The sequence below is a fragment of the Streptomyces sp. NBC_01477 genome (genome assembly GCF_036227245.1).
GTDB lineage: Bacteria > Actinomycetota > Actinomycetes > Streptomycetales > Streptomycetaceae > Actinacidiphila.
Genome location: NZ_CP109445.1, coordinates 5,007,709 through 5,022,527 on the forward strand (window position 1 = coordinate 5,007,709; position 14,819 = coordinate 5,022,527).

Sequence of the window (14,819 nt, forward strand, 5' to 3'; positions counted from 1 at the left end):
GGTGGTCGTGGCCGAGCGGCGGGCGGTGGTCGTGGCCGAGCGGCGGGCGTGGCCGAGCGGTGGGCGGTGGGTGCGGGAGGCCCGGGCGGTGGGTGCGGGAGGCCCGAACGGCGGGCGCAGGAAGCCGAGCGGCGGGTGCGCCCCCCGGGAAGGGAGCACACCCGCCGTCGTCCTTGAGGTGCCGGACGGCTACCCGTCGATGCGGTGCGTGCTCCAGAACGACGTCAGATCCGTCGACGTCGCCGCCTGCGCCGCCGCCTTGAACTCGGCGGTCGTGGAGACCCCGTACCAGTGCGCCTGCGCGTAGTTCCGCAGCAGGGTCGTCATCGCGCTGTCACCGATGAGCCGGCGCAGGTCGTGCAGCGCGCACTTGCCGTACCCGTACACCACCGTGGAGTAGCGCGACGAGTGCGCGTCCCAGTAGGCCATCGAGTTCGTGATCTTCTCGCTGGACGACGCCCACGACACGCTGTTCCAGCAGTTCGTGCCGGTCTTGCCCTGCGCGAGGTCCGTGGAGTAGTCCGTGAACGCCTCGTCCAGCCAGGGGCTGTTGTACTCGTCGTCGCCGACGATCCCGTACCACCACTGGTGGCCCAGCTCGTGGGTGAGCGCGGTGCTGTCGACCAGGTCCAGGACGAAGCCCGGGTATTCCATCCCGCCGAACCAGAAGTTGTTGTCCAGCACGGCGTCCACCTCACCGTACGGGAAGGCCCCGAAACGTCCGGCGTGCGCGTCGATCGCCGAGATCGAGGTGCTGAGCATCGACTGGGCGTTCGCCGAGCTGATGCCGCTGACCGCGTAGACGTTGACCTTCGTCCCGGCGGGCGAGGTGCCCGAGACCTTGCTGAACGCGCCCGCCGCCCAGGCGAAGTCCCGGACCTTGCTGGCGGTGGCCGTGGTGACCGTGCGGCCCGAGGCCCCGGGGGTGTCGACCGACGTGCCGGTAGCGGGTACCAGCAGGCTCGTCGGGTGGTCGAGGGTCACCCGGAAGTCCGCGGCGAGCGAGTAGAAGGCCTCGCCGTTGTTGGTGTACGGGTCCAGGTGCCAGCCGGAGCCGTCCCTGACCGCCAGCAGCGGCAGCGCGTTGCCGATGAAGCTGAACGCGCCGTCCCGCCCGAACCGGTCGGCGCCGCTGGGCACCACGATCTTCAGGTCGAACCCGATGGTGCCGGACTGGCCCTGGGCCAGCGGCGAGGGCAGCGTGATGTCGAGGGCCGTGCAGCCGACCGACAGCGCGCCCGCGGTGCCGCCGGTCACATTGGTGACGGTGATCGGCGTGGTCGGGCAGCTGCCGTGGTAGTTGTCCCACAGCCGCAGGTAGACGTCATTGAGCGGCGAGGGCGAGGCGTTGGTGAAGGTCACGCTCTCGTGGCCGTTCCACGTGGCGCCGGTCGTGTCGCTGGTGAGGCTGACGGTGTACGCGGGCGAGGCCGGCGTCCGGGTGGAGTCCGCGGGCGGCGGGGTGGTGGGCGGCGTCGTGGGCGGAGTCGTCGGCGGGGTGGTCGGCGGGGTGCCGCCGCCCGACGTGGTGAGCGCCACGTCGTCGATCACGAAGCTGGTCTGCTGCCCGGAGTCCTCGGTGCCGCTGAAGGCCAGGCTCACGTTCTGCCCGATGAACGAGGACACGTCGAAGGTCCGCTGCACGTACCCGGTGGCCGCGTTGAGGTTCGAGTACGTCGCGAGCGTGCTGCTGCCGAGCTTCGCGGTGAGCTTGTCGTACGCGGTGGTGGTCGTCGTCTCGGCGGTGTCGATGTGCAGCCACACGGTCAGCGAGGCGGCACTGCATCCCGCGGGTATCGCCAGCGACTGGCTGAGCGTGTCCGTGTGCGTGGAGCCGTAGCCGTTCAGCCAGGCGAAGTAGCTGCCCGCGTGCGCGCTCTGGCCGCCGCCGGTGGTGATCACCCCGCTCGACGCGGTCCAGGGCGAAGTCCCGTTCTCGAAGTCGCCGTTGCCGACGACCTGGCCGGGGGAGCAGGCCGCTGCCGCGCCGGGCGCGCGGGCGGCGCCGGTGGTGCCCGCCGCACCGGCCATGCCGGCCGCGCCGAGGCTCACCGCGACGGCGAGCCCGGCCGCGCCTGCGCCGGCCATCAGGGAGAGAAGTCGTTTCCTCATCTACTCATCGGTCCTCTCGGAGGGTGGGGGGATGAGCCGGCAAGTGGCGCTGCCGTAGGGGGAGTCTGAACACGACCGCTCCCCGCCGGTAAGGTCCGGCGGGGAGCGGTAGGGATATCCCTATGCGGTTCCTGTGCGACCCCGCTCGCGGGCCGGGGCGGTCAGGACGGCAGCGTCCAGTTCTGGTTGGCGCCGCCGCCGCAGGTCCATATCTGCAGCCGGGTGCCGTCGGCGGAGCTGGGCCCTGTGGCGTCCAGGCACTTGCCGGAGCCCGCGTTGACCAGGGTGCTGCCGGTGCGGGTCCACTTCTGGGCGCTGGAGCCGTTGCAGTCGTACAGCTGCGCCCTGGTGCCGTTCGCGGTGCCGGCCGCGGTCACGTCCAGGCACTTGCCGAGCGCCCTGAGCGTGCTGTCGGTGCCGACGGTCCACTGCTGGGCGCCGGTGCCGTTGCAGGTGTAGAGCTGCACCGCGGCGCCGTTGGCGACGCCGGCGCCGGCGATGTCGACGCACTTGCCGCCGTAGCCGACGATCTGTCCCGTGCGGCTGCCGCCGGTCGGCGGCGGGGTGGTCGGCGGCGGGGTGGTGCCGACCCAGCTGTTGGCGGCGGTGGCACCTGCCGAGTCGATGGCGGTGTTGCTCTCCACCGGGCTCGGCACCTTGCCCGGGAAGACGATGAAGGTCACAGGCCCCGCGGTGCCGCCGGTCGCCGGGTCGGGGTCGACGCCGAGCGCCGTCGCGGTGGCGTACGACGCCTCGCCGATGATGTCGTCGGGGCCCTCGTCGGCGAAGACCGTGTAGACGACCTTGCCGTTGTAGACGACCGCGGCGACGCTCGTATCACGGTGGGGTCCTCTTCCAGTGGGGGTGGAGGGGGCGCGAGAACTGACAGGGAACCTTACTGACAGATACCTGTCAAGTCTTCGCGCCGCCCCCGCCGCAACCGGTTACCCCACCCGGGGCCGGGGGCCGGCTCCGCCGGCTTCTTCGGCGAGGAGCCGATCCCTGATGATCGGCGACGGCGACCACATCCGGTGGTCACTCGCGGGCCGCGGCGGCTGCCGGGTGGGGGTGTCGGGTCAGTGCTGAGGCCGTGGGGGCTGCCAGTGGCCCGAGCGGAGGGCGTCGAGGAGGTCGCGGCTCGCGACGGTGAACGGGTGGTCCCGGCCGAGGCTCCGGGCCCGGCGGGCGACGACGTCGGTCATGAGCGCGACGCCCTCCTCGGTGTGGCCGAGAGCGGCGCGGGTGCGCGCCTGGAGCTGGCAGGCGGCGAGGGCGATGGGGTAATCGGGCCCGAAGCGCTGCGAGTACGTCTCCGTGACCTCGCGGATCTCGGCGTCCGCCGTCGGGAAGAGGCCCAACTGGTACGACGCCCAGGCGTGGTTGTGGCGCGCTCCCACGGAGACGGTGTGGTCGGCGCCGAGGTGCTCGGCGCATTGCTGCGGCAGCGAGAGCAACTGCGTGCGCCGGTCCTCGGCGGTGAGTTCCGCAGCATCGAGCGCGGACAGGAGGCTGGAGCGGGACCGCAGGGTCAGCGGGTGCCATGGCCCCAGCGTCGCCTGGCGGCCGGCGGCTGTCGCGTACAGGAGCGAGAGCGATTCCTCGGCGCGGCCCACGTTCCGCAGCACGAGCTGGAGGCCGTGGGCGGTGTCCAGGCTGTCCTGATCATCGGCCCCGGCCCGCAGTTGCTGTACGGCGAGGGTGCGCTGGAGCAGTTCCTCGGCCTCGGAGTAGCGGCCCAGCCGGAACAGTGCCCGCCCGGCACGGGAGCGCGCGGCCAGTACGGCCCGGTGTTCACCGCCGAGCGTCCGCGCAGCGAGGTCCGCCGCCGTGCCCGCGGTCTCCCGGGCCGACGGATAGTCGCCGGTGCGGTGCAACGCGGTGGCCAGCCGGGTGGCGACCTCCAACGCCTGTGCCACGGTGGCGGGTTCGGCGGTCCGCCGGAGCAGCGCGAGTACGTGGGGTGCGAGCAGCCGAAGCCGCGGGTCGTTCGGCCCCGCGTCGGGTACGTCCGGTAAGGCGGCGCCGAGGAGCCGGCCGGCGGTGGTGTCGAGCAGCGCGGTCTCTGCCGCGGGTGTGGCGGACCTGACACTGTCCAGGAGCACCGCGTGGCTGCGGACGCAGCGCAGGCTTCCGTTGTCGCCGACACCGACCAGTTCGGTGAGCGAGTGGTCGAGCAGGGCGCGCAGCGCGGACTCGGCACGGGCGTGGGGCAGTACGGCGCTGATGCGGTCGTCGTTCAGGACGGACAGCGGCAGCGGCTCGGGCGCCAGGCGGGCGATGAGGCGCAGCAGGCCGACTGCTTCCGGCAGCCCGCGCGCCGCGAAGGCGTCGAGCGTCAACTGCCATGTCTGTCCCACCAGATGGCGGGGATCCGCGTCGCTCAAGACATCCGCTCCTCGGTCTATCAGCTGGACCCCTTGGTCTTCCTCCAGATGGCGTCCGTACACATCCATCGTCCAGGGGTCCATGATCTGGTGGCGGAGGAATCCGCCCGCCAGAGTGAGAGCGAGCGGCAGCCGGCCCAGACGGTCGGCGATCTCGGCGGCCTGGGCGAGTGTGCCGGTGTGCGGGGCGAGGTCGTGCAGGACGCGGGCCGCGTCCTCCCGCGGCAGGACCCCGATGTGCTGCAATTCCGCGCCGGGCCACCACCGGGGGGCGGCCCGGCGGGTGGTCACCAGAACCGTGCCACGGGGGCTGGTGCGCAGCCAGCTGCCGTCGCCGAGTATCGAGGGATCGTCCGCGTTGTCGAGCACCAGCAGCCAGGGCTCGGCGGAGCGGTCGAGGTAATGCCACACGAGGTCCGCGGCGGGACGGTAGCCGTTGCGCGCGGCAAGCAGCTCACCGTCGCCCGCGCTCCGGTCGGCGGCGACCGCGAGCATTCCGGCGCGCAGGCTCGCGCGGTCGGCGGCGTTCACCCACAGCCCCGCGCGGCCGTACTCCGTGGTGGCCACCTGGAAGAACGCGTGGGCGACCGCGGTCTTGCCGCAGCCGCCCATGCCGTGCAGTACGTATATCTCACCGCCGGGCCCCGAGGCCACGGTCGTCCGCAGCCGTTCGAGGACGTCGGTCCGGTCGCGCAGGACCACGGGCGTACGGCCGACGGTCGGCCGGCGTACGGAGTCGGGGCCGGCGGGAGTCGCCGGGGCGCTGCCGTAGTGGTGGTGCTCGCTGATGTGCTGGTCGCCCGACGCCTGGTAGACGCGGCCGTCGTCCTCAGCGTGGCCGTCCATGGCGCCGCCGTACGCACCGCTGCTGTTCGTCGCGTGGCTGCCCGTACCGCCGCCGTCCGTTTCGTTCATGGCTCGGTGATGTCCCCCACCGCGTAATAATCCGACCAGCATGATTGTAGTTTTATATACAGGTCGAGCCGCCTCACCATGGTCATTATTGCACCGCGGGCTCGGATTGCGACAGGCAGTCGAAGGACGTAGCATCCGTTCTGGCATATGCCAAGAGGCTGGTTCTCGATAGGTCCCGTGTGCGGTCGCCTGGGCGCGGGTAAAGTCCGTCCGAGGTGCATCTGCAACAACTGATACAAGGGGGGCGGCTGTGGCAAGACCATGGGAAGCCGATCGGACAACCACTTTTCTGAAGCGACTCGGCAAATCCCCGCAGGAGCTCGGGAATACCACCGACAGCCCGGACTGCCCGGACATCTGGGAATTGGAGAACGGTGACATCGCCGTCATCGGCAGGGACCTGACGGCTTCTCTCGGGCAGAAGCTGCCGGACGGCGTCTCGGTCGGCTCCGACGAGCGACTCGTCGTGATCCCCAGGAACATGCTGATCGCGGCGAAGCCGGACATCCCCAGTGTTTGACTCTTTTTCTGAGGGCGCATTCGAACGCTTAGCGCGTCCCGCATATCACGAGGATTTCTATCGCGTCCTCAAGAGCGGCATCGGGCATCAGCGCAAACTCGAACGCGGCCAGCATTTCCAGGAGCGCGGCTTCCCTAGCTGGGAGGCGTTCGCCGCCGGGCGGTGGGACGAGGCGCTCGCGCTCATCGAGGAAAAGCGTACGGTCTACGCCCGGCAGTTCGCAGAAGCGGAAGGCATGGGCGTCGTGCAACGGCGGCTCCGGGTCGTCGAATTCCCGGTGACACCGTACGTGCAGTGGGAGCTGCACGTCCTGCGGCTGCGCGTGGACGTGGGTGACCGGATCAGAATCCTCGACGCGCGCACGATCGCCGACATCGAGCAGCAGCGATCCGTCCCCGAGGTCGTCATCCTCGGCGACGTGGTGATGTACGAGGTGCAGTACGACGACGACGGAAACGCCGATGGGGCCAAGCGGTACGGCGACCCCGCGCTGGTCGCCGAGACCACGGCCGGCTTCGAGGCGCTGTACGCGCGGGGTGAATCGTTCGTCGACTTCTTCGAGCGTGAGATCGTCCCGCTCCCGCCGCCGGCGGTCGACGGTATGGGGCAGCGGACCTGAGGTCGGCTTGCAATAGCGGCGTCGTGGAGGTCACGCACCCGCCCGCCCGTGTACCGGCGGAGTAGCCCCCTACCGGGCGTGGACCCCTGTCATGCCGGCCGCGCGACTCGACGCGCTCCGGGACGTGTTGCGTCCGGTGCCGCTGACGCCGTTCCTGCCGACCCTCACCGCCGGGAGGCCCGTCATCGCCCCGGGGCTGCTCGCGCGGGTCAGCAGCGATGAGGGCGAGGCGGTCGTGACCTTCGGGGCGCTGCGCCGCGGGTCCCTGACGCCACTGCGCGAGCACGTGTTCCGCTGGCGGCGCTTCGACGCGTGAGCCGCGCGGGACGCGTTCCCGCGTTCGGCGGCGCGGGCGATCGACCGCACCGGGCGCCGCCCCCGCGCGCGGTCGCGGGGGCGTTCCCGTGTGCTGAGGTATGCCTCCTGCAACCGGTGGGTCGTGAAGGCCGGGTGGTGCCGGAGTGGCTTCGCACCGAACATCGTTGCAGAGCATCGCGGTTCGACGTGCGGCCCCGGCTCGCGCCGCCGCCGCGCGCTGAGCCGCGCATGCCCGCCGCACCGTCGCGGTGCACTTTTTGCCGCGTACTCCGAGACTCAGGCGATGGAGGATCGTATGGCGTCAAGAGATCGCACGGATGTACCAGAACTCATCGGCCGCGCACGGGAGAAGAAGGTACTCGGCGAGGCGTTGCTGCAGGCCAGAAGGGGCGAGGGCCGCGCAGTGTTCCTGGTCGGCGAGGGGGGCATCGGCAAGTCGCGGCTGGTGCTGGAGGCCACCGCGCTGGCCCGCGACGCCGACATGCTGGTGCTGCTCGGCCGGGCCAGCAGGACCGGCCCTTCCAGCGCCATGCGCCCGCTGGCCGAGGCTCTGGCCAGCCTCTTCCGTGACGGGAGCGGGCCGTCGCGGGCGGAGATCGGCCCCTACCACGCGGCGCTCGGCGGGCTCGTCCTGGAGTACGGTCCCGGTGGCGCGGCCGGGGACACAACGGCCGCGAGCCGTACGGCAGTCGGGGACGCCACCGACGCGCCCGGCCCCGACGGAACCGGCGGGCGGCACGGGCGTACCGTCGCCGCCGACCGGGTCGCTTCGCCGGCGCCGTCGCCGCTGATGCTGGCCGAAGCGATCCTGCGGCTGACCGCCGCCGCCGGCGCCGGGCGCGGCTGCCTGCTGGTCCTGGAGGACCTGCACGACGCCGACGAGCAGACCCTGGCGGTGGTCGAGTACCTGGCCGACAACATCGCCGGGCAGGGCTCGGTGCTGCTCGCCACCGTACGGCACGATCCGGGGACGGCCGGGGACCTGGCGCACGCGCTGGCCCGGCGCGGCAACGCCGTCCTGCTGCGGCCGAAGCGCTTCAGCCGGGGGGAGGTCGCCCTGCTGGCCGGCTCGGGCCTCGGCGTGAGCCCGGCCAGCCTGCCGACCGAGGCGGTCAGCCGATTATGGCGGGACAGCGCGGGGAATCCGCTGGTGGCCGACGAGTTGCTGCACGCCATGGCCAGTGCCGGCATGCTCGTCGTCGACCCCCAGGGCTGCCGGTTCGACACCGAGGCCGGGCTGGAGCTCCCCTTCGCGGTGGGGCACCGGATCACCCAGCACGTGCGGCAGCTCGGCGCTGAGATGGACCGGATGCTCCGCACCGCCGCGGTGATCGGCGAGCGGTTCCCGGTGTCGGTGCTGCAACGCGTCCTCGGCACCAGCCAGCGCAAGCTGCTCGACCACCTGCGGGCGGCCCTCGCGGCGGAAGTGCTGCAGGGCTGCGGCCCCACCGCCGACTGGTACGGCTTCCGCGACCCGATCACCCGCACGGCACTGCTCAGCCAGTTCGCCCCGACGCACCGGACAGCGCTCGCCCGGCGGGCCGCCGACGCGGTCGAGCAACTGCACCCCGGACTGCCTGACATCTGGTGCGAGTTCACCGCCGGGCTCAGGTCCGCGGCGGACGATCCGGTGAGCGCCGCCGTCCTGTGCGGCCGGGCAGGCCGCCGGGCACTCGCCGCCGGACTCGCCGGGTCGGCGGCGGAACTGCTGGAGCGGGCGTGGGTGTTGTCCGACGGCGCCGGTGAACCCGGCCTGCGCGCCGACCTGCTGGACGGGCTGCTCACCGCGTTCGCCGAGACCGGCCGGGCAGGGCAGGGACTGGAGTTCATCGACCTCCCGCAGACCTTCCACGCCGGCGCGACGGAGCCGGGCCGGCTGGCCGGCCTGCACATCCGCCTCGCCCGGCTGGCAGCCGCCGCCGGACGCCGGGCGGAAGGCCGCAGACAGGTGCAGCTCGCGCAGGCGGCGCTGGGCACCGGCGCCACCGACCGGGACTCGGCCGTGCTGGACACGGTCGCCGCCTGGGTGCTGTCGGACTCCCCGCGCGAGGCGGAGCTGCGTGCCGCGCGGGCGGTGGCCACGACGGAACGGGCCGGCCTGCCCGACGCCCGGTGCCGGGCGCTGACCGCGCGCGGCGCCCTGGCCATGCGTCACGGCTCGGCCGAGGCGTCCCACTGGCTGACCCGGGCCCGGACCGCGGCCCTCGCCCACAGCCTCCCCCTGCGGCGGCTGGAGGCCACGTATCTGCTGGCCGAGGACGAGTGGCTGGCCCGCGGCGACCGTGCCGCGCTGCTGAACGCCCGCGGCGAGGCCGACCGGCTCGGGGCCGGCTTCATCGCCCACATCGCGGGCAGCAGGCTGGCCCTGGACCACGCGCTGCGCGGCGAGTACGCGGCGGCCGACCGGCTCGCCGGGGACTGCGCGGCCGAGGCGGAACGGCTGGGCCTGCGGGACAGCGCGCGCTATCTCCTCACCGTGCGCGCGGTGTGCGCGGGTCACCAGGGCCGGCGGGCGGAACTCGACCTCATCGGTGCGGAGTTGCGCCGATGTCCGGGCGATCCGGCACCGACCCGCTCGCTCGCGCTCGGCCTGGCAGGGGTGGTGTGCGCGCTCCTGGAGGAGGACCGCGACCGCGCCGCCCGGGTGATGGCCGAGGCGACCCGTCACGATCACGACAGCCCGGCGCCCCATCCGCTCGTCGGGCAGTACGGCCTGTTCCGCCTGGTCACCGCCGTACGAGGCGGCCCCGCCCCGCTGCCAGGCCCCCAGCCCGCGCCCGCCCCGCTGTCCGACCCCGGACTCACGCCCGCCGCGCTGTCCGGCCCCAAGCCCCCGCCCCCCGCGCTGCCCGACCCCGGACTCACGCCCGCCCCGCTGCCAGGCCCCCAGCCCGCGCCCGCCGCGCTGCCCGACCACGGACTCACGCCCGCCCCGCTGCCAGGCCCCCAGCCCGCGCCCGCCGCGCTGCCCGACCACGGACTCACGCCCGCCCCGCTGTCCGCCCCTCAGCCCGCGCCCCCCGCGGATCTCGTCGCCGGCGGCGCCCCCGCCCTCTCCCACCTCCCCGCCGGAGCCCCCCGGCTGCGCTGGAACGCCTCCTTCGACGCCCTGGCCCGCGCGGTCGCCCTCGGCCGGCAGGGGCGTGGTGAGCAGGCGGCAGAGGCCGTCGCCGAAGCCGGACGGATCGCGGAACCGTACCCGCTCGCCCTCCACCTCGGCCTGCGGCTGGTGGCCGAGGCCGCGCACAGCGACCACTGGGGCGACCCGGAGGGCTGGTTGCGCCGGGCCGAGGAATTCTTCCGTCTCGGCGGGGTGCCGGCGACGGCAGGTGCCTGCCGGGTGCTGCTGCGCCGCCGCGGCGCCGTCGTGCCGCACCGCCGCAACGTGGCCCACATCCCCCGGCCGCTGCGCGTACTCGGCGTCACGGAGCGGGAGTTCGAGGTGCTGCAACTGCTCACCGACCGGCCCGACAACCGCAGCATCGCGGCTCAGCTGTTCATCTCCCCGCGCACGGTGGAGAAGCACGTCGCCAGTCTGATCGCCAAGACCGGCCAGTCCGACCGTACGGCGCTGCGCGCGTACGTCGTCGAGGGCGGTGCGGCCGACTGACCGCGGACCACCGGGTGCCGCGTCCTGCCGACTCGGGGCCCGCGCCTTCCTGACAGCGGTCAGACGCCGCCCGGGCCCGCGGTTCCGTAGTCCCCTTCCAGCAGGACCACCGGCTCGGCGTCCTCGTCCCGATGGCACCACCGCGGTGACCCCAGCACGAGGACGTGGTCGGCGACGGGGACGGTCCGCTCCACCCGGCACACCGCCACCGAGGCGGAACCATCGAGCACGGGCACGTCATGCACCAGCCGGTAGTCCACTCCGGCGAAGCGGTCACCGGCGGCGGCGAACTGCACGGCCAGCCGCCGGTGCCGCCATGCCAGGACGTTGACCCCGAAGCTCCCGTGCCGCAACAGACTCGCCAGCGTACGGCTGTTCCGCTCGAGCGAGACCAGCAGCAGCGGCGGGTCCAGGGAGACGGAGGTGAGCGCGTTGACCGTACAGCCGACGGGCTCGGCCGCGGTGCCGCTGGTGACGACGGCCGCGCCCGTGGCCCATCGGCGCATGAACCGGCGCAGCTCCGTGGCGCCGACCGGGGCGGGGCGGCCGTCGGGGTCCGCGGAGGCGAGGGCCGTCATTGCGCACCCGTCAGGCCCAGCAGCGCCGACCGGGCCACCGCCCGGCGGCTCAGCAGCTCATCGCGGTCGTCCTCGTCGGCGAGAGCCAGCGCCCGCGTGTAGTCCTCGACGGCGTCGGCCCACAGCCCGGCCGCCTCGTAGACGAACCCGCGGTTGTACAGCAGGTCCGGGTTCTCCGGATCGGCCTTCACCGCGGCGCTCAGGTCGGTGATCGCCGTGACGTGGTCACCCGCCGCGTGCGCCAGCACCGCCCGGCTGGCCAGCGCCGGTACGAGGCCGGGGTCCGCCGCGAGCGCCGCGTCGAAGTCCTGCCGCGCCGCCGCCGTGTCGCCGCCCTCCAGAGCCAGTTCACCCCGCAGGTGCAGCAGGCGCGCGTCGCCCGGGTGCAGGATCAGGCCCTCCTCGACGTACGGTCCGGCCGCCGCCGCCTCGCCGCTCTCCATCAGCAGGCCGATCAGGTTGACCCGGGCGTCGAGCTGGTCGGGCTCCAGCTCCACCACATACGCGAAGTCCGCGACGGCGCCTGCCACATCACCCGCCTCGGCCTTGATGTCGCCCCGGTTGTAGTGCAGTTCGTAGAACGGCGGGGACAGGCTGATCGCCGTGTCGCAGTCGGCCGTGGCGCCGTCGAGGTCGCCCAGCCGCCGGCGGGCGTCCGCGCGGTCGAAGTAGTAGTCGGCGTAGTTGGGGTCCAGCTCGATCACCTTGCTGAGGTCGGCGAGGGCCTCGTCGAGCCGGCCCATCCCCAGATACACCTTGCCGCGGTTGTGCACGAGCACCGAGCGGTGCAACCGGTGCTTCTCGCCCGGCAGTTCCCGGTCGAGGTAGTCGATCCCGTCGGTGACCAGGCGCAGCGCCTCCGCTATCCGCCCGGTGCGCATCTCGATCAGCGCCAGCCCGTTCCTCTGGAAGACCGAGTGGAAGGCACGCTGCTCCGGATCGGGCAGCAGGGAGGCGATCGCGATGGAGTTGTTGATGTACGCGCGGGCCAGGTGGTGGTCCTTCAACTCCGCCGGGTGGAAGCGGGTGTAGAGCATGGCGAGCGCGTAGCCGGTGGACAGCTGGAGTTCCGGCAGGTCGTACCGCGCCCGCAGGTCGATGTAGGTCGGCTCGGCCTCCACGGTCTGCTCCAGCACCACCATCGCCGAGCTGGCCCGGGTGCTCAGATGCCAGAAGCGCTCCATCTTCGTCTCGGGGTCGGTCAGGTCCCGGCCGCGCGTGGCGACGTCGATCACGGAGTGGTAGTAGCCCATCGCGCCGCAGTGCCTGGCCGCCTCGTAGAGCGCGTCCGCGCCGGCGCCGGCCGGGTCGCCGCCCCGCTCCAGGTGGTACGGAATCGCCCCCAGGCCGAGGGTCATCTCGTCCAGCGCCAGCAATTCCGCGGCCCGGCGGTCGTGCAGGGTTTTGCGCAGCGCGGGGTCGGCCCGCTCGTAGGCGGCGGCCTCCGCCGGATCGTCGGACGTGCCGTCCGCGGCGATGAAGGCGTGCAGCAGTTCCTCGGGGGTGCGGCCGTCGGCTGTCTCGGTGTCGGCCGCCTGGTCGGTGCCGGCCGCCTTCCCCGCGTCGGAGGGCCGGTCCGCGGACCGTTGGGCGTACCGGTCGAGCGCCGCGGTCAGCTCGTCGATCAGGTCCCCGCCGCCGCTGGTGACGGTGATCCGGATACGGTCGGGCCGGGCCCGGCGCAGGAAGATGGCCAGGAATTCCTGGTCGGTGTGGTCGGCCCGGTCCGCCCGGTCGAAGACCAGCCGCAGCGGCGCCGCGCCGGCCGCGGCGGCGTACTCCGCGAGCAGCTCGACGGCGCCGTGTGCCAGCCGGCGGGTGCGGTTCGCCGGATAGATACGGGTCCGCTCCTCCGGGGCGGCCAGCGAGGTCAACGTCTCAGGGCCGACCCCGATGACCGGCCGCAACTCCGGTGCCACGGACAGGATCTCGGTGACGTGCCGGTCGGTGATGCCCGGCCGCAGCTCGACGGCGAGCGGGACCACCCGGCGCAGCAGGCTGCCCAGCCCGGTGTAGGGGCCTCGCAGCCCCCGGTGGCAGTCCACGGTGAAATCGCCCTGCGGTTCGGCGGCCGGGGCCGTACCGATCCGCCACTCGTGTGCAGTCATTGGGACTCCTCGACTGGTGATGCGGTGACCGGTGGTGCGGTGACGGTGATGCGGTGACCGGTGGAGCGGCGGCCGGGTGGTGGTGACCGGTGGTGGGACGACCAGGGCGGCCGGGCGGTCAAGTGGTGCGGGTCCTTCGGCGGGACGGCGCTCAGGAGATCAGGCGGAACGAGAGGTACGAGAGGTATGGGAGGTACGAGAGGAAAAGGAGGATCAGGACGAGGGGGCGGGTACCGGCGGCGCCGCGGTGCGCTTGCGGTTCCGGCCCGCGTACAGCGGCAGGACGACGATCTCCAGGCTCAGCAGCAGGAGCGAGCCGATCGAGTCCCAGAAGTGCGGGTCGCCCGTGCCGCCGCCGGCCAGCCCCGATCCGACGTGGTGGGCGAACTGCCAGATCAGCGGCGCGGTCCACAGCGACACGGTGACCAGCATCGCGGTCACGCCCCCCACGGTGATCAGCGCGAACCACGGCGCCACCGCCCGGTCCCGCGGCGCCCAGTCCCCGGTACGCCAGTCCGACGGCCCCACCCGCGGCAGCCGGCGGAACCGCTCGCGCAGGTAGGCGCGGGTCGCGGCGTGCGGGTCGGTGCAGCCGAGGGCGGTCGTGATCACGTAGTAGAGGTCGGTGCGCAGGAACACGTAGAACTGCCAGGCCAGCCGGAGCAGCACCGTATAGGCCACGGCCAGTGCGAGGCGTCCCGGCCAGGACAGTCCGCCGGACAGGTCGCCCGCCGCGAGGAGCACGAGCACGGAGAACAGCAGCAGGTCGGCCAGCATGCCCGAGAGCATGGGCAGATAGCGCCGCCGGGGCGGCACACTGCGCAGGGCGTCGAGCTGGGTCTCCACCACCACGTAGTAGAAGCGCCGCCCCAGGCTCATCCGGGAGGCAAGCCCCAGCCGGCGGGCGGCCAGCAGGTGGAACCACTCGTGCCAGAGCACGGCCGGCGACTGGAACAGCGCCACCCCGACCTGCACGGCGATCAGCGACGAGGTGAAGAAGACGTTGTGGGCGTGGGGGCGCAATTCGGCGTGCCGCACCATGACGACGGCCGCCGCGGCCAGCAGCGCGAGATGCACCACCCACGCGGGGCGCGAGAACACGATCCGCCCCACGGTCTGGAACCGGAGCTTCGGCGGCTCGGCCACCGCTTCCCCCGCCTCCCGGACGAACCCCAGGTCGCGCAGCGTGTCGAGGAAGTCCGCCATGTCCACGGACTCACCGAAGGTGCGCTCGTACCAGACCGCGGCCTCCTCCGCCGTGGCCCCGTCGGCGAGCCGGCGCAGCAGTGCCACGCCGTCCTCGGGGAGGAGTGCGTACGACTCGATGTCGGCGCGGCCCACCGTGATGCCGTCGCGTTCCTCGATGAAGGTCAGCGGGTGGAAAAGGACGCGTGCGGTGGACATGGGGGGCATGGGGCTCCGTCCGTACGGGCGCCGGTCACGGGCACGGATATGGGCACGGATAGGGGCACGCGGTAGGCCGCTCCTGCGCCCGATGCGCAGGAGCGGCCCCCTGCGGATCAGCAGCAGTCGGTGCAGTACAGCGGAGCGGACGAGGTGAGCTTGATGGAGCCGGACTTGCGCACGGTGATCTTCTTCATGTCTTTCACCTCCTTCGCGCCGGCGGATCGGCAGGTGCCGGCAGGACGCAAAAG

Annotated in this window: 9 protein-coding genes and 2 pseudogenes; 4 read left to right on the plus strand and 7 right to left on the minus strand. The window is 72.9% G+C overall.

Features of this window, described 5'->3' with window-relative positions; genetic code table 11:
- Positions 1-189: 189 nt before the first annotated feature.
- The 4 genes and pseudogenes from OHA86_RS21130 to OHA86_RS21145 all read right to left on the minus strand — a co-directional run bounded on the left by OHA86_RS21130 (position 190) and on the right by OHA86_RS21145 (position 5,342).
- Positions 190-2,112, minus strand: a complete 1,923-nt coding sequence (locus OHA86_RS21130; protein ID WP_443071793.1) for a M1 family aminopeptidase — start codon at positions 2,110-2,112, stop codon at positions 190-192.
- A gap of 161 nt (positions 2,113-2,273) precedes the next feature.
- Positions 2,274-2,750, minus strand: a pseudogene (locus tag OHA86_RS21135) (lectin); the annotation flags it as partial.
- Positions 2,751-2,786: 36 nt separating this feature from the next.
- Positions 2,787-3,017 (minus strand): annotated as a pseudogene (locus tag OHA86_RS21140) (glycoside hydrolase family 75 protein); the annotation flags it as partial.
- 171 nt (positions 3,018-3,188) lie between these two features.
- Positions 3,189-5,342, minus strand: coding sequence for a tetratricopeptide repeat protein (locus OHA86_RS21145; RefSeq protein WP_329182495.1), 2,154 nt, complete (start codon positions 5,340-5,342; stop codon positions 3,189-3,191).
- 319 nt (positions 5,343-5,661) lie between these two features.
- Here OHA86_RS21145 and OHA86_RS21150 point away from each other — a divergent pair, with 319 nt between their 5' ends.
- The 4 genes from OHA86_RS21150 to OHA86_RS21165 all read left to right on the plus strand — a co-directional run bounded on the left by OHA86_RS21150 (position 5,662) and on the right by OHA86_RS21165 (position 10,478).
- Entirely contained in the window at positions 5,662-5,931 is a 270-nt protein-coding gene (locus OHA86_RS21150; protein WP_329177555.1) for a hypothetical protein, read from the plus strand.
- The gene (locus OHA86_RS21155; RefSeq protein WP_329177557.1) at positions 5,924-6,550 is read left to right on the plus strand and encodes a DUF6879 family protein; all 627 of its coding nucleotides are present in this window, start codon (positions 5,924-5,926) and stop codon (positions 6,548-6,550) included. The genes OHA86_RS21150 and OHA86_RS21155 overlap by 8 nt, the downstream gene beginning before the upstream one ends.
- Positions 6,551-6,641: 91 nt before the next feature.
- Positions 6,642-6,866 (plus strand): hypothetical protein, encoded by a 225-nt coding sequence (locus OHA86_RS21160; protein WP_329177559.1) that lies wholly within the window; start codon positions 6,642-6,644, stop codon positions 6,864-6,866.
- A gap of 297 nt (positions 6,867-7,163) precedes the next feature.
- The gene (locus OHA86_RS21165) at positions 7,164-10,478 is read left to right on the plus strand and encodes a helix-turn-helix transcriptional regulator (protein WP_329177561.1); all 3,315 of its coding nucleotides are present in this window, start codon (positions 7,164-7,166) and stop codon (positions 10,476-10,478) included.
- 59 nt (positions 10,479-10,537) lie between these two features.
- Here the strand turns inward: OHA86_RS21165 and OHA86_RS21170 are convergent, their stop codons facing one another.
- The 3 genes from OHA86_RS21170 to OHA86_RS21180 all read right to left on the minus strand — a co-directional run bounded on the left by OHA86_RS21170 (position 10,538) and on the right by OHA86_RS21180 (position 14,568).
- The gene (locus OHA86_RS21170) at positions 10,538-11,056 is read right to left on the minus strand and encodes a flavin reductase family protein (protein WP_329177563.1); all 519 of its coding nucleotides are present in this window, start codon (positions 11,054-11,056) and stop codon (positions 10,538-10,540) included.
- Positions 11,053-13,164 (minus strand): tetratricopeptide repeat protein, encoded by a 2,112-nt coding sequence (locus tag OHA86_RS21175; protein WP_329177564.1) that lies wholly within the window; start codon positions 13,162-13,164, stop codon positions 11,053-11,055. The genes OHA86_RS21170 and OHA86_RS21175 overlap by 4 nt, the downstream gene beginning before the upstream one ends.
- A 213-nt stretch (positions 13,165-13,377) precedes the next feature.
- Positions 13,378-14,568, minus strand: coding sequence for a hypothetical protein (locus tag OHA86_RS21180; protein WP_329177566.1), 1,191 nt, complete (start codon positions 14,566-14,568; stop codon positions 13,378-13,380).
- Positions 14,569-14,819 lie beyond the last annotated feature (251 nt).